Origin of the sequence: Streptomyces olindensis, from assembly GCF_040645895.1 — a bacterium.
GTDB classification, from domain to species: domain Bacteria; phylum Actinomycetota; class Actinomycetes; order Streptomycetales; family Streptomycetaceae; genus Streptomyces; species Streptomyces olindensis.
In genome coordinates this window covers 1-17,593 of the sequence record NZ_JBEYZD010000085.1, presented here as the reverse complement: position 1 = coordinate 17,593, position 17,593 = coordinate 1, and the positions used below count along the sequence as shown (strand labels likewise).

The 17,593-nt window shown below is 74.6% G+C and carries 12 protein-coding genes; 8 read left to right on the top strand and 4 right to left on the bottom strand.

The features are described from left to right. Positions 1-70: 70 nt before the first annotated feature. Positions 71-1,840 carry an ABC transporter ATP-binding protein gene (locus ABZ948_RS35475; RefSeq protein ID WP_359766683.1) on the bottom strand — a complete coding sequence of 590 codons (1,770 nt, stop codon included), beginning with the start codon at positions 1,838-1,840 and terminating at the stop codon, positions 71-73. A gap of 103 nt (positions 1,841-1,943) precedes the next feature. Continuing rightward, positions 1,944-2,801, bottom strand: a complete 858-nt coding sequence (locus ABZ948_RS35470; protein ID WP_359766681.1) for an aldo/keto reductase — start codon at positions 2,799-2,801, stop codon at positions 1,944-1,946. Positions 2,802-3,058: 257 nt separating this feature from the next. On the opposite strand from ABZ948_RS35470, the gene ABZ948_RS35465 reads away from it, so the two are divergent. From ABZ948_RS35465 to ABZ948_RS35440, 6 genes are all read left to right on the top strand, one after another. Then, positions 3,059-4,633, top strand: a complete 1,575-nt coding sequence (locus ABZ948_RS35465) for an acyl-CoA carboxylase subunit beta (RefSeq protein WP_359766679.1) — start codon at positions 3,059-3,061, stop codon at positions 4,631-4,633. Between the two features lie 78 nt (positions 4,634-4,711). After that, positions 4,712-6,487, top strand: coding sequence for a fatty acyl-AMP ligase (locus ABZ948_RS35460; protein WP_359766677.1), 1,776 nt, complete (start codon positions 4,712-4,714; stop codon positions 6,485-6,487). After that, positions 6,484-10,524 (top strand): beta-ketoacyl synthase N-terminal-like domain-containing protein, encoded by a 4,041-nt coding sequence (locus ABZ948_RS35455; RefSeq protein ID WP_359766676.1) that lies wholly within the window; start codon positions 6,484-6,486, stop codon positions 10,522-10,524. The genes ABZ948_RS35460 and ABZ948_RS35455 overlap by 4 nt, the downstream gene beginning before the upstream one ends. Before the next feature lie 21 nt (positions 10,525-10,545). After that, the gene (locus ABZ948_RS35450) at positions 10,546-11,517 is read left to right on the top strand and encodes an alpha/beta hydrolase (protein ID WP_359766674.1); all 972 of its coding nucleotides are present in this window, start codon (positions 10,546-10,548) and stop codon (positions 11,515-11,517) included. 122 nt (positions 11,518-11,639) lie between these two features. Next, on the top strand, positions 11,640-12,860 hold the full coding sequence (locus tag ABZ948_RS35445; RefSeq protein WP_359766672.1) for a PucR family transcriptional regulator: 1,221 nt from the start codon (positions 11,640-11,642) through the stop codon (positions 12,858-12,860). A gap of 138 nt (positions 12,861-12,998) precedes the next feature. Further along, on the top strand, positions 12,999-13,640 hold the full coding sequence (locus ABZ948_RS35440; RefSeq protein WP_359766670.1) for a cutinase family protein: 642 nt from the start codon (positions 12,999-13,001) through the stop codon (positions 13,638-13,640). 101 nt (positions 13,641-13,741) lie between these two features. Here ABZ948_RS35440 and ABZ948_RS35435 read toward each other — a convergent pair whose 3' ends face one another. Then, complete coding sequence (locus tag ABZ948_RS35435) at positions 13,742-15,463, bottom strand: hypothetical protein (protein ID WP_359766668.1); 1,722 nt, start codon at positions 15,461-15,463, stop codon at positions 13,742-13,744. A 220-nt stretch (positions 15,464-15,683) separates the two neighbouring features. Between ABZ948_RS35435 and ABZ948_RS35430 the strand changes: the two genes are divergently transcribed. Further along, entirely contained in the window at positions 15,684-15,914 is a 231-nt protein-coding gene (locus ABZ948_RS35430; protein WP_359766666.1) for a hypothetical protein, read from the top strand. A 28-nt stretch (positions 15,915-15,942) separates the two neighbouring features. Here the strand turns inward: ABZ948_RS35430 and ABZ948_RS35425 are convergent, their stop codons facing one another. Further along, complete coding sequence (locus ABZ948_RS35425) at positions 15,943-16,800, bottom strand: aldo/keto reductase (protein ID WP_359766665.1); 858 nt, start codon at positions 16,798-16,800, stop codon at positions 15,943-15,945. A 288-nt stretch (positions 16,801-17,088) separates the two neighbouring features. On the opposite strand from ABZ948_RS35425, the gene ABZ948_RS35420 reads away from it, so the two are divergent. Continuing rightward, a complete protein-coding gene (locus ABZ948_RS35420) occupies positions 17,089-17,499 on the top strand; it encodes a VOC family protein (protein ID WP_359766664.1) in 411 nt (136 codons plus the stop codon). The last annotated feature ends 94 nt before the right edge of the window (positions 17,500-17,593 follow it).

Below are 17,593 nucleotides of genomic sequence, written 5' to 3'. Positions count from 1 at the left end.
CGCGAAAACATTCACACCTTTCTCTCAGCTGGGCGGAATCGACGAGAATTTGTTGTTCTCTGACCGCCCGTCAGACCGGCTGGCCGTTCTGCAGGGCCGCGTAGGCCCCGCCCCGGCGCAGGAGTTCCTCGTGCGTGCCGACCTCCTGGATCTCGCCGTCGGCCATCACCACGATCCGGTCGGCGCCCCGGACGGTGGAGAGCCGGTGCGCCACGACGAACGTGGTGCGCCCGCGCAGCAGCCGGGCCAGGGCCTGCTGGACGAGGGCCTCGGAGCGGGTGTCGAGCGCCGAGGTCGCCTCGTCCAGGACCAGCACCCTGGGGTCGCGGATCAGGGCCCGGGCGATGGCGAGCCGCTGCCGCTGCCCGCCGGAGAGCCGGGCGCCGTGCTCGCCGACCAGGGTGTCGAGGCCCCGGGGGAGCCGGTCGACGAACTCCAGCGCGTTGGCGTCGCGCAGGGCCGCCCGTACCGTCTCCTCGTCGGCGTCGTCCATGCCGTAGGCGACGTTCTCGCGGATCGTGCCGTCGAAGAGGATCGACTCCTGGGGCACGACCGACAGGAAGCGGCGGTAGGTGCGCAGGTCGAGGGTGTTCATGTCGGTGCCGTCGAGGAGCAGGCGGCCCGAGGTGGGGCGGATGAAGCCGATGACGAGGTTGAGGACGGTGGACTTGCCCGCGCCGGACGCCCCCACGAGGGCGATGGTCTCGCCCGGCGCGACGTCGAGGGTGAAGTCCCGTACGGCGGCGCGTCCGTCCCTCTCGTAGGCGTGGCCGACGTGCTCGAAGGTGACGGCTCCGCGCAGGGCGGCGAGCTCCGTCTTGCCCTGGTTGTCCTCCAGTTCGGGTGCCTGGAGGACCTCGCCCACCGAGCGGACGGACTCCAGGCCCTTGGTGATGACGGGGGCGAGCCCCGCCAGCGTCGTCGTGGAGTTGGTGAGGGTGGTCAGGAAGGCGCTGAGCATCACGACGTCCCCGGGGGTGACGCCCCAGACGCCGTGGTACGAGACGAGCGCGGCGCCGGTCAGGACCAGCACGCCGACGACGTTGAGCACGACCCAGGACAGTGAGCCGAAGCGGCCGTTGACCAGGTCGAGGCGGAGGCCGGAGGTGAGCAGCCGGTTCAGGGTGCCGTTCATGCGGCGCAGCGCCTTGCCCTCCAGGCCGTGGGCGCGGGTGACGGGGATGAGGCGGGTCATCTCCGTGACGCGGGAGGACAGCGCTTCCACCTCGTGGCGGAAGTGCTCGTTGTGGGTGCGCAGCCGTGCCCGGAGCCGGGCCACGAGGAGGGCGGCGGCCGGCACGACGACGAGGAAGACGGGGAGGAACTCGGGCGTGCGGACGGCGATGATGACGAGCCCGCCGGTGAGCACGGTGGTGGCCCCGAGCCCGATCTCGGCGGTCTGCTGGACCATCTGCTCGACGGTCTCCACGTCCCGGACGACCTTGGCCTGGAGCACGCCGGCGCTGACGCGGGAGTGGTAGCCGATGGAGAGCTGCTGCATGCGGGTGCACAGGGCGGAGCGCAGGGCGGTGCCCATGCGGCGGACGCTGCCGTACAGGAGGCGTACGTACAGGACGTGCAGCGGGTAGTTGACCAGCAGGATGAACAGGATGAGGCCGGTGCTGGCCCAGAGCCGGCCGAGGGGCTGGTGCTGGACGACGGTGTCGATGATGGAACCGGTGATCAGCGGCAGCAGCCAGACGGGACTGTGCTTGACCGTGAAGACGACGACGGCGGCCAGCAGCCGCCGCCGGTCGGCACGGAACAGGTAGGCGAGGGTGCGGATCGGGTGCTCGCCCCGGTAGCGGTGGTCGAGCGGTCTTTCCCACGTCGATGCCATCGGCGGTGGTCCTCCAGGTTGCCGGTGCGGTGGGGCGGGGACGTGCTCGGGGCAGCAGGAGACCCGGGGCGGCGCGCGGCCGTCCCCGGGTCTCGGCGTCTGGTCAGGCGGCGTCCAGCTCCGCCAGCTCCTCGGCGGTCAGGGTCAGGTCGGTGGCGGCGAGCGAGTCACGGATGGTCTCGGGCCGGCTCGCGCCCGGGATCGGGACGACCACCGGCGACTTGGCGAGCATCCAGGCCAGGCACACGCGCTGCGGGCTCACGCCGTGCGCCTCGGCGATCCGGGCGAAGGCGGCGTGGCCCGAGCCGAGTTCACCGGCCCTCGAGATCCCGCCGAGGGGGCTCCAGGGCAGGAAGGCGATGCCGAGTTCGTCGCACAGGCGCAGCTCCGGCTCGCTGGAGCGGAAGGCCGGGGAGAACTGGTTCTGCACGGAGACCAGGCGGCCGCCCAGGATGTCGTTGGCCTGCCGGATCTGCTCGGGGTCGGCGTTGGAGATGCCGGCCATGCGGATCTTGCCCTCGTCCAGGAGGTCCCGGATCGCGCCGACGGACTCGGCGTAGGGCACGCGCGGGTCGGGGCGGTGGAACTGGTAGAGCCCGATGGCCTCCACGCCGAGCCGGCGCAGCGATGCCTCACAGGCCGCCTTGAGGTGGCGGGGACTGCCGTCGAGGGTCCAGCTGCCGTCACCCGGGCGCAGGTGGCCGCCCTTGGTGGCGACCAGGACGTCGGCGCCGCGGTCGTGGGAGGCGAGGGCCTTGGCGATGAGGGTCTCGTTGTGACCGACCTCGTCGGCGCCCCGGTGGTAGGCGTCCGCGGTGTCGATCAGGGTCACTCCGGCGTCGAGCGCGGCGTGGACCGTGGCGAGGGAGCGCTCCTCGTCCGGCCGTCCCTCGATGGACATGGGCATCGCGCCCAGTCCGATCGCGCTGACCTCGACGTCACCGATACGGCGGGTGTGCATGTGCTCGTGACCTCTTCCGGCTGTCGTTCCGGCTGTCCGGCGATGGTGCGCTCCAGCCTGGCCGCCGCACGCCCCGACGTCCAATAGAAGAAGGAGAACGCATTCAGCACCCGCGCCACTGAATCGGGCCCGGGGGTCCCTTGTCACACCGGTATGAAATCCGGCGCCGGAACACTCAACTCCCCCACACAGTACGGCGATCCGCACGGCACTCCCCCGCCTCGCTGCCATATTCGAGAACCGCTTCGGAGGTGGTCGTGAGCACAGAAGTGACAGCATCCGGTCCGGGGGAGACGGCGACGCACGCACCCGGGAGCACCGCGGAACGCGTCGCCGGCCTGGCGGAGCGCCGCGAGCGGGCGGTGGCCCCGGGCGGACCGCGCAGACGCGGGGAGTTCTCGGCCCGCCGGCGGATCGAACGGCTCGTGGACAAGGACTCCTTCACCGAGACCGGCCTGTTCGTGCGGGCCCGGCCCACCGGGCAGGACGCCCGCCGCCCCTACGGCGACGGGGTGGTCACCGGGTACGGCACCGTCGACGGGCGGCCGGTGTGCGTGTTCGCCCAGGACTCCGCGGTGTTCGGAGGAAGCATGGGCGAGGCCTTCGGCGAGAAGACCATCGCCCTGATGGAGCTCGCCCTGAAGACCGGCTGCCCGGTGATCGGGCTCAACGACGGCGGCGGCGCGCGCATCCAGGAGGGCGTCGCCGCGCTCGCCCTCTACGCCGAGCTGGTGCGCCGCAACGTGAAGGCGTCCGGGGTGATCCCGCAGATCTCCGTCGTCCTCGGACCGTGCGCGGGCGGTGCCGCGTACTCGCCGGCGATCACCGACTTCACGGTGATGGTGGACGGCGCCTCGCACATGTTCGTCACCGGCCCCGACGTCATCGAGACGGTCACCGGCGAGCGCACCACCGCCGAGGAGCTGGGCGGCGCCCGCACCAGCAACACCGTCAACGGCAACGCCCACTTCCTCGCCGCCGACGAGGAGGACGCCCTCGACACCGTGCGCGACCTGCTGTCCTACCTCCCGGCCAACAACCTGGAACGGCCCCCGGAGTACGCCCCGGGACAGGCGCCCCCCGGGGCCGGGCTGGACCGGGTCGTCCCGGACCGCCTCGGCGAGGCCTACGACATGCGGGACGTGCTGCACGCCGTCGTCGACGACGGTGAGCTGCTCCAGGTGCAGGAGCTGTTCGCGCCGAACATCATCTGCGCCCTGGCCCGGGTCGAGGGCCGCTCGGTGGGTGTCGTCGCCAACCAGCCGCTGCACGCCGCCGGGGTCCTCGACATCGACGCCTCCGAGAAGGCGGCGCGGTTCGTGCGGTTCTGCGACGCGTTCGGCATCCCGCTGCTGACCTTCGCCGACGTGCCCGGCTATCTGTCCGGGGTGCGGCAGGAGCGGGGCGGGATCATCCGCCGCGGGGCGAAACTGCTGTACGCCTACGCCGAGGCGACCGTGCCCAAGGTGACGGTGGTGGTGCGCAAGGCGTACGGCGGCGGCTACGCGGTGATGGGGTCCAAGCACCTGGGCGCCGACGTCAACCTCGCCTGGCCGACCGCCCGTATCGCCGTGATGGGCGCCGAGGGGGCCGTGGGCGTGCTGCACCGGCGCGAGCTCGCCGCCTCCGACGACCCCGAGGCGCTGCGCGCCCGCCTGCTCGCCGCGTACGAGCGCACCCACGGCACCCCGTACCTCGCCGCCGAGCGCGGCTACGTCGACGCCGTCATCGCGCCGCGCGAGACCCGGGAGCAGGTCTGCCGCGCGCTGCGCGCCCTGCGCGGCAAACGCGCGCCGATGCCGGAGCGCCGGCACGGCAACATCCCCCTCTGACCGCCCCCTCAGACCTTCCCCCTCTGACCGCCCTTTCGCGACCCGCCAGCCGATCCGCGCCGTGAGGAGCCCCGCCCGATGGACAGCCGTCGCCCCCCGCTCGCGCCCGTGTGCCCGACGCTGCCTGAGTTCGTGCGGCACTGGGCCGAGACCACCCCGGACCGCCGGGCCTTCACGTTCGTCGAGCATCCCGCGCCGCACTCGCGGGGCGTCCACCGCACGCTGACCTGGCGCCGGCTGGACGCGCGGGTGCGGGCGCTCGCCGCGCGCCTCGCCGGGGAGGCCGGGCCGGGAGACCGCGTGGCGCTGCTGTGCCCGCAGGGCACCGAGTACGTGACCGCCTTCCTCGCGGCGCTGACCGCCGGGCTGGTCGCCGTGCCGCTGTATCCGCCGGGGCTGCCCGGGCACGCGGACCGGCTCGCGGGCGTCCTGGCCGACGCGCGGGTCTCGGTCGTGGTGACGACGGGCCAGGCCTTGGACGAGGTGCGGGACTTCCTCGGTGCCGACGGGCCGCGGATCGTCGTCGCGGACGAGGTGCCCGACGACGCCGCCCGCGACTGGCGGCCGGTCGCCCCCGACCCGGGGGCGACCGCCTACCTCCAGTACACCTCCGGTTCGACCCGTGCCCCGGCGGGCGTGGAGATCAGCCACGCCAACGTCGTCGCCAACGCCCGCCAGGCGCTGACCGCCTACGGCGCCGACACGCGCCCGGTCACCTGCGTGGGCTGGCTGCCGCTCTACCACGACATGGGGCTGGTGCTCAGCGTCGCGGCGCCGGTGGTGCGCGGGCTGCTGTCGGTCCTCATGGACCCGGCCGCGTTCCTGCACGAGCCGGTGCGCTGGCTGCGGCTGCTCGCCGCGCACCCGAACGCCGTGAGCGCCGCGCCCAACTTCGCCTACGACTACTGCGTCGCGACCGTCACGGCCGAGCAGAAGGAGGGCCTGCGGCTGGACGGGGTCACCGCGCTGATCAACGGCAGCGAGCCGGTCCGCCCGGGCACGGCCGACCGTTTCCACGCGGCGTTCGCCGGCCAGGGCCTGGCGCCCGGGACGCACTGCCCGTCGTACGGGCTGGCCGAGGCCACCGTGTTCGTGTGCGCGGCCCGGCCGGGTGAGCCGCTGCGCCGGTTCGCGCTGGACCGTGACGCGCTGGCGGCCGGGAAGGCCCTGTCCGCGCGGCCGGACGACCCCCGCGCCGTGCTCCTGGCGGGCTGCGGGACACCGGCGGGCCAGCGGGTGCGGATCGCCGACCCCGTGACGCGGGCCCTGCTGTCGGAGGGCGAGGTGGGTGAGATCTGGGTGCAGGGGCCGAACGTGGGCCGCGGCTACTGGGACCGGGGGCCGGGGGACGTCTTCGGTGCCGGATTCGCGGACGCCGCGGACGCCGCGGCCGCTCCGGGCGGCTGGCTGCGCACGGGCGATCTGGGGACGGTGCTGGAGGGCCAGCTCGTCGTCACGGGGCGGTTGAAGGACCTGATCATCGTCGACGGCCGCAACCACTATCCGCAGGACGTGGAGGCGACGGCCCAGGACGCGCACGAGGCGGTGCGCCGGGACCGGCTGGCGGCGTTCGCCGTGCCCGGCGGTGCCGGTGGCGAACGGGTGGTCGTCGTGGCCGAGCACGCGCGGACCGCGTGCCTCGCCGCACTGGACGTGCCGGCCGTGGTGCGTGCCGTGCGCGGTGCGGTCTCCGCACGGCACGGGCTGCGGCTCGCCGACGTCGTCCTGGTGCCGCCGGGCACGGTACCGCGTACCTCCAGCGGCAAGGTGTCGCGGGCGCTGACCCGGGCCCGGTACCTGGAGGGCGCCTACGGCGGGCAGGACCGGGCGGCGGCGACGGGGGCGGCGGGATGAGGCCCGTCGACGAGGGCGCCCTGCGGCGGCTCGTCGCCGAGCGGGTCGCCGTCTGGTACGGCACGGCTCCCGAAAACGTCCCGACGGACCGGCCGCTGGCGGATCTCGGCATGTCCTCGCGGGACGCGGTCGCCCTGGCCGGTGAGCTGTCCCGGGCGACGGGCCGCGAACTGCCCGCGACGCTGCTGTGGGAGACGCCCACCGTGGACGCCCTGGTGGCACGGCTGTGCGGCACGGAGGCCACAGCCGTCCCGCCTCCCCGTCCTGGACCGTCGAGCGGACCCGGCGGGCCCGGCGGACCGGGCGAGCCGGTCGCGGTCGTCGGGGTCGGGTGCCGGCTGCCCGGCGGGGTGCACGGCCCGGACGACTTCTGGCGGCTGCTCAGTGAGGGCGTCGACGCGATCCGGCGCGTCCCTGAGGACCGCTGGCGCGACTTCACGGCCTTCCCGCCCGCCGACGCGCATCCCCTCGGCGGCTACCTCGACGACATCGCCGGATTCGACGCGGACTTCTTCCGCATCACCCCGCGCGAGGCCGCGGTGATGGACCCCCAGCAGCGGATCCTGCTGGAGGTGGTCCACGAGGCGCTCGACCACGCCGCCGTGCCGGCCGGGTCGCTGGCGGGCACCGCCACGGGGGTGTTCGTCGGCATCTCCGCACCGGAGTACGGGCAGCTCACCGGCGCCGACCCGGACGCCGTCGACCCCTGGGCCCCGGCCGGGGGCGCCCTGAGCGTGGCCGCCGGACGGCTCGCCTACGTCCTGGACACGCGCGGGCCGAGCCTGGCCGTCGACACGGCCTGTTCGTCCTCGCTGGTCGCGGTGCACCACGCCTGCGTCAGCCTGCGCACCGGCGAGAGCGACACGGCGATCGCCGCCGGCGTCAACCTGCTGCTGTCGCCCGCCGTGAGCGTCGCCTTCCGCAGGGCGGGCGCCCTCGCGCCGGACGGGCGGTGCAAGCCGTTCTCGGCGGCGGCCGACGGCATCGGCCGGGGCGAGGGCTGCGCGGCGGTGATCCTCAAGCGGCTGTCCGACGCGGAGCGCGACGGCGACCGCGTGCTCGCCGTCGTCCGCGCCTCCGCCGTCAACTCCGACGGCCGCTCCAACGGCCTCATGGCGCCCAACCCGGCCGCCCAGCAGGCGCTGCTGGAGAGCGCGTACGTCCGGGCGGGGCTGGCCGCCGCACAGGTCGACTACGTGGAGGCGCACGGCACCGGCACCCCGCTGGGCGACCCGATCGAGGCGGGCGCGCTCGGCGCGGTGCTCGGTTCGGGGCGCGACCCGGACCAGCCGCTGCTGCTGGGGTCCGTCAAGGGCAACCTCGGTCATCTGGAGTCGGCCGCGGGCGTCGCCGGCCTGGTGAAGACCGTGCTGGCCCTGCACCACGACCGCATCCCGCCGTCCCTGCACTGCGCGCGGGGCAGTTCCCTCGCCGACGAACGGCTGCGCGTGGTGACCGAGCCGGAGCCCTGGCCCCGCTACGGCGGCACGGCCGTCGCGGGGGTCTCGGGGTTCGGCTTCGGCGGCACCAACGCCCATGTGGTGCTGGAGGAGGGGCCGCCGGGCCTGGTCCCGGCCCCGGCGACCGAGGAGCCCGCCGTGCGGCTTCACCTGCTCTCCGACGTCGACGCCGAGCGCGTCCGCGACACGGCGGGCAGGCTCGCCGACCGGCTGCGCGACAGCGCCGCCCGTCCCGCCGACGTGGCCCGCACCCTCGCCGGGCGGACCGGCCGGGGCCCGGTGCGCGCCGCCGTGGTCGCCCGTGACCGGGCCGAACTGGCCGACGCGCTGGACGCGTTGGCGGCCGGGCGTCCGGACGCGCGGGTGGTGACCGGTGACCGCGACCGCGTGGGGCCCGGCCCGGTGTGGGTCTTCTCCGGTTACGGCAGCCAGTGGCCGGGCATGGGGCGGCGGCTGCTGGCCGAGGAGCCCGCGTTCGCGGCCGCCGTCGAGAAGCTCGACCCGCAGCTCGCCCCGGAGTGCGGACTGTCCCTCCACGACCGCCTGTCCTCCGGGACCGGCCTCGACCGGCTGGAGGTCGCCCAGCCCGTGCTGTTCGGGCTCCAGCTGGCCCTGGCCGAGCTGTGGCGTTCCCACGGGGTCGAGCCCGCCGCGGTCATCGGCCACTCCATGGGCGAGGTGGCCGCGGCCGTGTACGCGGGCGCGCTGGACGTGGCGGACGGGGCGCGGGTCATCGCCGTGCGGGCCCGGCTGCTCGCCGGGCTGCGGGGCGGGGCCATGGCGGTGGTGGACCTGGACGACGCCGAAGTGGAGTCGCTGGAACGGGGTGTGCACGTCGCCGTGCACTCCTCGCCCCGGCAGAAGGTCGTCACCGGCGAGGAGGCGGCGGTGGCCGCGCTCGTGCGCCGGCTGGAGGGGCAGGGCCGAGCGGTCCGGGCCATGCGGGTCGTCGGCGCCGGACACTCCCCCCAGGTGGACGGCCTGTTGCCGGAGCTGGTCGAGGCGCTGTCCGGCATCCGGGGCCGGCGACCGGTCGTCCCGGTCCACTCCACCGTCCTCGACGACCCGCGGGGCGACTGCGTGTTCGACGCCGATCACTGGGCGGCCAATCTGAGGCGGCCCGTGCGGCTGGACCGGGCGCTCGCGTCCGCCGCGGCCGACGGCCACACCGCGTTCGTGGAGATCTCGCCCCACCCGGTGCTGACGGGCGCCGTCGCCGACACGGTGCCCGGCGCCCTCGCCCTGGCCACGCTGCGCCGCGACGCCGACGGGGCTCAGGCGTTCGCCGGGCAGCTGGCCGCCCTCTACGCGGCGGGCCAGCGACTGCCCGTGCCGCCCGGCCGGGTCGTCGACCTGCCCGTACCGCGGTGGCGGCACGTACGGCACTGGTGGACGGACGGCCGGGCCCACACGACACAGGGACCCGCAGACACCCGGGCCCACACATCCGCAAACCCCCGGGCCCGCACTGCACCAGACCCAGCCGAAGCCCGCTCGGCCTCGGCGCCGGAGGATCGTCCCTCCGAGTCGGCGGACGCCTCCTCCGTCCTGGCCCGGCTGGTCCACCACATCGCCGCCGTCACCGGACATCCGCCCACACGTCTCGCCCCGGGCACCGCCCTGGCGGACCTGGGTCTGGACTCGCTGATGGCGGTCCGCGTCCGGACGGCCGTGGAGCGCGAGTTCGGCATCGAGCTGCCTCTGCGCGCCCTGTTCACCGCCGTCACCGTCGAGGACGCCGCCGCCCGGGTGCGGCTCGCCCTGGACACCCCACTCCGGACGCTGCGCGCGTCCGGCTCCCGTCCGCCGCTGTTCCTGGCCCACGCCGCCGGCGGCCCCGTCACCGTCTACCGGACGCTCGCCGACCGTCTCGGGGACGACCGGCCGGTGTACGGCCTGGCGCGGATCGAGGAGGCCCGGACCGTGCCCGAGAAGGCCCGCCGCTACGCCGAGGCCATCGGCGCCGCCCACCCCGACGGACCCTGTGTGCTGGGGGGTTGGTCCTTCGGCGGGTTCCTCGCCCAGGAGACGGCGCGGCAGCTGCGCGCCGCCGGACGGGACGTCCGGCTGGTCGTGCTCATCGACTCCGTGCGCCCCCTCCCCCGCCCCGGCCAGTCGCGCGCCGACCGCGTCCGGGCGCACTTCGAGGGCTTCGCCCGGCACGTCGCCGACGCCTACGGCGTGGAGCTGGGGCTGCCGTACGACGAGCTGGTGGCCCTGGACGACGACCGGGCGCGCATCGACGCCGTGCTGCGGGCGCTGCGCGAGGCCGCCGACGTGCCGCCCGCCGCGCTGGAGCACCAGCGGGCGTCGTACCTCGACCTGGGCATCGGGGAAGCGCACCGGCCCGGTGGCTACGACGGGCCGGTGGTCCTCTACCGGGCAGCCGAACCCGCGCCGCACACCGTGCGCGACCCGGCGTACGAGCGCGACGACGAGGCGCTGGGCTGGGACGAGGTGTGCCCGCGCCTGGAGGTCGTGCCGGTGCCCGGTCACCATCTGTCGCTGCTCGATCCGCCGCACGTCGACGAACTCGCCGCCCACCTGGGCCGGGTGCTCGCCGAGCGGGCCCCCTGAACCGCAACCCGAGGAGCCGCCATGCCCGACCTGCCCGAGCCGGCCCGCACGCCGATGCCGGCCACCGGAGTGTCCCGGCGCACCGTCGCCAGAGCGACGGCCGCCGCCGGCCTCGCGGTCCTGTTCGGGGCCGCGGGCGGCACGGCCCGTGCCGGGGCGGCCACCCGGACGGGGCCGCGCACCCTGGACGTGTCCGTGCCCTCCGCCGCGCTCGGCCGCACCGCCCCGGTCCGGCTGATCCTGCCGTCGGACTTCGGCGCGCGGCCCGAGAAGAGGTACCCCGTCCTGTACCTGCTGCACGGTGCCCACGACGACTACACGTCCTGGACCCGGGAGACGGACATCGAGGCCTTCACCGAGGGCCGCGACCTGATCGTGGCGATGCCGGACGCGGGCCCCACCGGCATCCCGAGCGTGTGGCGCGGCGGCCCCGACTACGAGACCTTCCAGGTGAAGGAGGTACCGGCGCTGCTGGCCCGGCAGTACCGGGCCTCGGGTGTCCGGGCGGTCGCCGGGGTGTCCACCGGCGGCTACGGCGCGATGGCCCACGCGGCCCGCCACCCCGGGGCGTTCACCGCCGCGGCCTCCTACAGCGGCATCCTCGACACCACCGCCCCCGGTGTTCCCGCCATCATGGACGCGATCGTGGCCCGCGAGAACCTGCCGGCCGCGTCGCTGTGGGGGCATCCGCTGCTGAACCTCCTGACCTGGCGGGACTTCAATCCGCGGGCCCGCGCCGCCGGGCTGCGCGGCACCGCCCTGTACGTCTCGCAGGGCAGCGGGCTGGCCGGCGGCAGCGGCGATCCGCTGCCCGAGGCGCTGGAGAGCGCCCTGTGGCCCTCGGCGCAGGGCTTCGCCCGCGCCCTGGCCCTGCTGGGCATCCCGGTCACCGCGCACTTCTACGCGGGAGGAGGACACGACTGGCCTTACTGGAAGCGGGAGTTCACCGCCTCGTGGCCGATGCTCGCCCGTGCGCTGGGCGTGCCGGAGTGACGGGGGTGCCGTCGGGGCACGGAACGGAGCGGATGGGTCGTCCGTCCAACACAGGACTTCCCACTCGTCCCCCTGGCAACAGCCCGTGGGCGAGCCGCTTCCGGCCGAAAGGAGTGCCCGTGATGGCCGTGCCCACCCCGCACGGCGTGCCGGACCGTCCCGGCACGCCACCGGTGCCGCCCGAGCTGGCGGAGCTGCTGCGCGTCCAGCTCGCCGCGGTCGCCGACGAGGTGGAGGAGGAGGTCCGCCGTCAGGTCCCCGAGTACGCGCGGCCCGCGGACGGGGCGTACCGCAGGAACCTGCGGTCGGGGGTGGTGCAGGCGCTGACCCTGTTCGTGGACCACATCGCCGACCCGCGCGAGGACGGCGGCGGGATCGCGTCGACGTACTACGAACTCGGGCGCGGTGAGGCCCTGGAGGGCCGCAGCCTGGACGCGCTGCAGTCGGCGCTGCGGGTCGGCGGGCTGCACGCCTGGCGGCTGATGGGGCGTACGGCGGAGGAACTCGGTCTGGACTCCACGGTCGTGGCGGCGCTCGGTGAGCTGGCGTTCCGGACGGTGCACGAGGTCGCCCAGGCGGCCGCGGCCGGCTACGCGGAGGCCCAGCTGCGCAGCTCCGACGAGCTGGAGCGGCGCCGCGGGCGGTTGCTCGACCTGCTCCTGGAGGATGGCCCGGTGGCGTTGGAGGCCGTGCAGGACCTGGCGCACAGCGCCCGCTGGCCGGTGCCGCGGACGGTCGCCGTCGTGGCGCTGGCGGCGGCGCCGGACCGCCGGGAGGAGGACCGCCCGCTGGCGGCGGCGGGCGCGCTGGTGGACATGGAGTCCCGGCCGCCGCGCATGCTGGTGCCCGACCCGGACGGCTCGGGACGGTTCGGCGGCCGGGCGTTCACGCTCGCGCTGCGCGGCCGGCCCGCCGCGGTCGGCCCGACGGTTCCGGTCACCGAGGCCGCGCAGTCGCTGCGCCTCGCCACCCGGGCGCTCGGCCTGATGGGGCGCGGGGTGCTCCCCCGCCAGGGCGTGGTGCGGTGCTCCGACCATCTGTCGACCCTGCTGCTGTACGGCGACGAGCCGCTGCTCGACCGGCTCCGGGCGCGGGTGCTCGCGCCCCTGGACACGGTCTCGGCGGGGCAGCGCGACCGGCTCGCCGAGACGTTGCTGGCCTGGCTGCTCAGCGGCAGCAACGTGCCCGACGTCGCCGTGCGGCTGCACGTCCACCCGCAGACGGTCCGCTACCGCCTGCGCCAGCTGGAGAAGCTCTTCGGTGACGCCCTGCACGATCCGCGAACCCGCCTCGATCTCATTCTCGCGTTGCGTGCGGAATCGCTGGGAGAACGGCAGGCCTGAATCCCGGCACTCAATCGGCGACAAAAAACCGCGGTGATTCCATAATCCTGTCCATAACACCCGGCGAGGGGCAGCGAATACGTTCGGGCCGTCCTTTTTCGCAGGCGCTCGACGCGCCTCACACGCGGAGGATCCCCCATGCGTATCCGCTTGTGCCTCGCCGTGCTCTCCCTGGCCGGCGGGGCCGGACTTGCCACCCTCTCGGCTCCCCCGGCCGCCGCGGCGGCCTGCACGGACGTGGAACTCGTCGCGGCCCGCGGCACCTTCGAGCCGGGCACGCTCGGCTTCATCGTCGGTGACCCGGTGTTGTCCGCCCTGCAGAAGAAAGTGACGGGCAAAAGCCTGTCCAGCTACAAGGTGAACTATCCCGCCGACCTCTCTCCGACGTCCGCGGCCCAGGGCAATCTGGATCTGGTGAACCACGTGAAGAGCCAGGCCGCCGCCTGCCCGAACCAGAAGTTCGTCCTCGTCGGCTATTCGCAGGGCGCGAACGTCGTCGACAACTCGATCGGCATCAGCAGCGCGGGCGCGGTGGTGGGCAGCCCCATCGTGGCCACGCTGCCCGCGCAGGTCGAGCCGAAGGTCGCCGCCGTGCTGCTGTTCGGCAACCCGATCCGGGCGCTCGGCAAGAGCGTCACCGGCACCTACCAGAGCCGCACCCTGGACATCTGCGCCAAGGGCGACCCCATCTGCGAGAGCGGCGGCGGCGACGTCGGGGCGCACCTGGGCTACCGGGACGACGCCGACGCGGCGGCCACGTTCGCCGCGGGCAGACTGTGAGCCGCAGCGCCACGTGAAGGGGCCCGGGAGGAGAACCTCCCGGGCCCCGGTCGTGCGTACGGGGGGGGCCAGCGGGGCCACCCCGGTCGTGCGTACGGGGGCTAGCGGGGCGACCGGGCGAAGGCGGCGAGGCTGGTGGAGACGGGCTCGGGCCGGCCGTCGTTCTGCTCGGCCGCGGCGGTCAGGACGTCGAGGTGCTGGTAGCCGTCGGCGACCACGGGGTGCAGCTCGGGCGGGACCCGGCCGGCCAGCAGGCCCTCACCGGCGAGGACGGTGAGCACCGGGTTCGCCTTGAGTCCCTGCGGGTGGACGACGAGCTTCTTCACCTGCGGGGCGGTCGACATCTGAAGGTCCGTCACGAGCTTGGTCGGGAAGTACTGCTCGGTGAAGTCCAGCGGCTGCTCGGCCAGGCTGCGGGCCAGTTGCCGGATGTCGGTGACCTCCTCCCCGGGGCCGGTGAACGGGGTGCCGTCGGCCGACCGGTGGCCGGGGTCGTCGGGGTCGCCGACGCGGTCGTAGGTGCGCCAGGTGTAGAGCGGGCCGTGCGGCCGGTCCGGGATGGCCTTGTACGCGGTGCCGTACAGCCCGGGCCGCTGGGCGCCGCCGTTGGCGACGGGGAAGCTCTTGTCGGCGATCGGCCCGCCGTCGAAGAAGCCGACGCTGGTCTGCAGGAACGCCAGCGGCACGGAGTTGTCGTCCAGCAGCGCGCCGAGGACCGCCCCGTTGGTGAGCCGGAAGTCCTTCACCGAGGGCGTTCCGGCGAGGAAGGCCGCGGTGTCCTTGGAGAACAGGAAGCGGTTGGTGGCCTCGATGTTGAGGTTGGAGGGCAGGTAGCGGGGCAGGTCGACCTCGCCGTCCAGGTCCTTGAGGGCGCCGAGGCCGGCGATGGCGAGCAGGGTCATGGTCTCGGGATTGAGCAGGACGGGCGCGGACAGGGTGCGGGAGAGCACGCCGCTGTCGAGCCCGGCCTGGATCACGCCGTGGCCGAGGCCGATGTCGGGCAGGTTGGTGTCGTCGGGGAGGCTGCCGCTGAGGTCGGCGAGGGAGGTGGCGACGGTGGTGTCGAGGGCGAAGTAGCCGGCGCACTGGTTGTGGCCGGCGTCGGCCGTGGTGGTCCGGTCGCCGTCGAAGTCGGCGGTGGCGAAGTATCCGGTGATCACTCCGCCGAGCGAGTGCCCGCCGCACAGCACCTTCCGCTTGCGCTGTGCCTGGTCGGGCACCTCGGCGGCGAGCAGGTCGTACTGGTCCCGCACGGTCTGCTCGATGCCGAGCCTCGCCATCCAGCCCAGCCGGCTGTCGGGCGCGAAGCCGTCGAAGGTCCGGCCGTCGACCTGTTTGCCGCGGTAGTAGTAGTCGACGGCGGTGTGCTGGTCGCCGGAGGCGATGCCGGTGCGGTCCTCCAGGCAGTTGGAGCGCCGGTCGAGCGCCCAGAACTCGATGTTCAGGCCCTGTTCGGCGGCGCGCGCCACGGTGTTGCGGGCGACGCCGTCGAAGGCTCCCGCGCCTTCCAGGATGCCGGGCTGGGCGATGAGGATGCGGTCGGCGTCGGCGGAGGCGGCGGGCCCGTCGGCGGAGCGGTAGCGCAGGTACGACAGCCAGTCGCAGGCGGCCGGGCGGGGCCCGGCCGCCTGGGGCAGCGGGACCTTCACCCGCACCACCGACTCCGTCACCCCGGTCACCGGCGACGTCGACGTCACCGGTGTCTCGGTCCGCGCCCCGTCGGCCCGGGCGCCCGGGGCGGCGGCCGTGAGTGTCCCGGCGGTCAGCAGCACCGCCAGTGCGGCACCGCGCCACTTCCCTCTGCTCCTGAGATTCATGTCCATGCCACGGACGCTAGGGCTGCGGCGTGGGGCCGCTCAGGGGGTGCTGATGAGAACTCAGTTTCCGGATCGTGCCTTGTCACCGGCGCACAGCGGACCCGGCGGGCACCGGGCCGCTCGACAGCCCGCGGCGGGGACCCGGCACCGGCGGGGTGGACCGGTTCGTCCCGCTTCCGGTCCCGGCCGAGCTGCGAACCGCCGGTTTCGGGCGCATGGTGGGGTCATGGACGGTCAACCCCCTGTGGTCGTGCAGCCGCCCGCGTCGGACGGCGGACGGCTGGTGACCATCCACGGCGAGAACATGGGCGTCGCCTACAGCCTGTTCGACGTGCTGGACCTGCTGCACCGCGAGGGCCTGCCCACGACGGACACGGCCGTCGACGACACCGAGCTGATCGAGTGGCGCGGCGGCGGCCCGTACGACTGGAACAACGGGTCCGCCGACGAGGCGTGAGCCTCCCTACGACGGCCCCGGCCGCGCCTCAGCGCGTCGGCGTCCCGTCGGCCGGCCGGCGGAGGCGTTCGAGGCGGTCGCGATGGGCGGGCGTCAGCTCCAGCCCGGCCGCGGCGACGTTCTCCTCCAGGTGCTCGATCCGGGCCGTTCCGGGGATCGGGAGCACGACCGGCGAGCGGTCGAGCAGCCAGGCGAGCGCGACCTGCGTGGGCGTGGCCCCGAGGTCGGCCGCCACGGCCGCGATCCCGGCGTCGGCGCCTGTCTCGCCCCAGGCGACGGGGCGCCAGGGCAGGAAGGCGATGCCGGCCTCCTCGCACGCGGCGAGCACGGGCTCGTGCTCCCGGTCGAGCAGGCTGTAGCGGTTCTGCACGCTCACGACGTCGATGATCTGCCGGGCCCGCTCCAGCTCGGCGACGGTGACCTCCGACAGTCCGATCCGGCCGACCAGGCCCTCGGTCTGGAGCTCCCGCAGCGTGCCGAGCTGGTCGGCGAGCGGCGTGTCGGGGTCGATGCGGTGCAGCTGGAGCAGTTCGATCCGCTCCAGGCGCAGCCGCCGCAGGGCCTGCTCGACCTGCTCGCGGAGGATCGCGGGCCGCCCGTCGAGCTTCCACTCGCCTCCGGGGCCGGTGCGCGCGACACCGACCTTGGTGGTGATCAGCAGTCCCTCCGGGTAGGGGTGCAGCGCCTCGGCGAGGAGTTCCTCGTTGGCTCCCCCGCCATACAGGTGGGCCGTGTCGATCAGCGTGACGCCCAGCTCCACGGCCCGCCGGGCGACCGCGAGGGCGTTCTCCCGGTCCGGGCCGGGCTCGGTCGGCAGGCGCATGGCGCCGAATCCGAGCCGGCGCACGTCCAGCTCCCCACCGATGCGGAACGTATGCGATGTCATGAGCGCGGCCCTCCCCCTCTGCTCAAAGGGCCACGCTAACAAGGCGGTTGGCCGCGGCACCGGTCACCCGGCGGCACCGCCCCGTCCGACGGTCACCACGCCCCGCCCGGCGGAACCTCCCCGCCCGACGGTCAACACGCCCCGCCCGGCGAACGCCGCTCGCCCGCCCCGCCCGGCGGTCAGCCCTCGCCCGCCCCGCCAGCAGTCACCACTCGCCCGGCGCGCCATTGTCGGTGCCCGGCGTTACGCTGCGCGCAACCGGCCCCTGCCCCCTTCCGGGAGGTTCTCATGGTCTCGCGTCTCAACCCTTACCTCACGTTCAACGGCGACGCCCGGCAGGCGATGGAGTTCTACCAGGAAGTCTTCGGCGGCACCCTGGCCCTCAACAGCTACGGCGACTTCGGCCAGGCGGACGCCCCGAACGCCGACCAGATCATGCACGGCATGCTGGAGACCCCCGGCGGCTTCACCCTGATGGGCGCCGACAACCCGCCCGGCATGGAGACCCCGCAGGGCAGCCCCTTCTCCGTGAGCCTGAGCGGCGACGACGACGCCGAGCTGCGCGGCTACTGGGAGAAGCTGTCCGAGGGCGGCTCGGTGTCGGTGCCGCTGGAGAAGCAGATGTGGGGCGACGAGTTCGGCATGTGCACGGACCGCTTCGGCGTCCCCTGGATGGTCAACATCAGCAGCCCGGAGTAGCCGGGCCCGAACGATCAGGACGGTCCGCGACCGTCCGGCCCAGGCCGCCCGCACCCGCCGCGCACCACCGGGGGGGGCGGGGGGCGCCGGGTGT

Bases quoted from the DNA above. Each gene is read 5' to 3' on its own strand.
- ABZ948_RS35455 (WP_359766676.1), top strand. From the start codon at position 6,484: ATGAGGCCCGTCGACGAGGGCGCCCTGCGGCGGCTCGTCGCCGAGCGG.
- ABZ948_RS35470 (WP_359766681.1), bottom strand. From the start codon at position 2,801: ATGCACACCCGCCGTATCGGTGACGTCGAGGTCAGCGCGATCGGACTG.
- ABZ948_RS35430 (WP_359766666.1), top strand. From the start codon at position 15,684: ATGGACGGTCAACCCCCTGTGGTCGTGCAGCCGCCCGCGTCGGACGGC.
- ABZ948_RS35475 (WP_359766683.1), bottom strand. From the start codon at position 1,840: ATGGCATCGACGTGGGAAAGACCGCTCGACCACCGCTACCGGGGCGAG.
- ABZ948_RS35425 (WP_359766665.1), bottom strand. From the start codon at position 16,800: ATGACATCGCATACGTTCCGCATCGGTGGGGAGCTGGACGTGCGCCGG.
- ABZ948_RS35460 (WP_359766677.1), top strand. From the start codon at position 4,712: ATGGACAGCCGTCGCCCCCCGCTCGCGCCCGTGTGCCCGACGCTGCCT.
- ABZ948_RS35440 (WP_359766670.1), top strand. From the start codon at position 12,999: ATGCGTATCCGCTTGTGCCTCGCCGTGCTCTCCCTGGCCGGCGGGGCC.
- ABZ948_RS35435 (WP_359766668.1), bottom strand. From the start codon at position 15,463: ATGGACATGAATCTCAGGAGCAGAGGGAAGTGGCGCGGTGCCGCACTG.
- ABZ948_RS35445 (WP_359766672.1), top strand. From the start codon at position 11,640: ATGGCCGTGCCCACCCCGCACGGCGTGCCGGACCGTCCCGGCACGCCA.
- ABZ948_RS35420 (WP_359766664.1), top strand. From the start codon at position 17,089: ATGGTCTCGCGTCTCAACCCTTACCTCACGTTCAACGGCGACGCCCGG.
- ABZ948_RS35450 (WP_359766674.1), top strand. From the start codon at position 10,546: ATGCCCGACCTGCCCGAGCCGGCCCGCACGCCGATGCCGGCCACCGGA.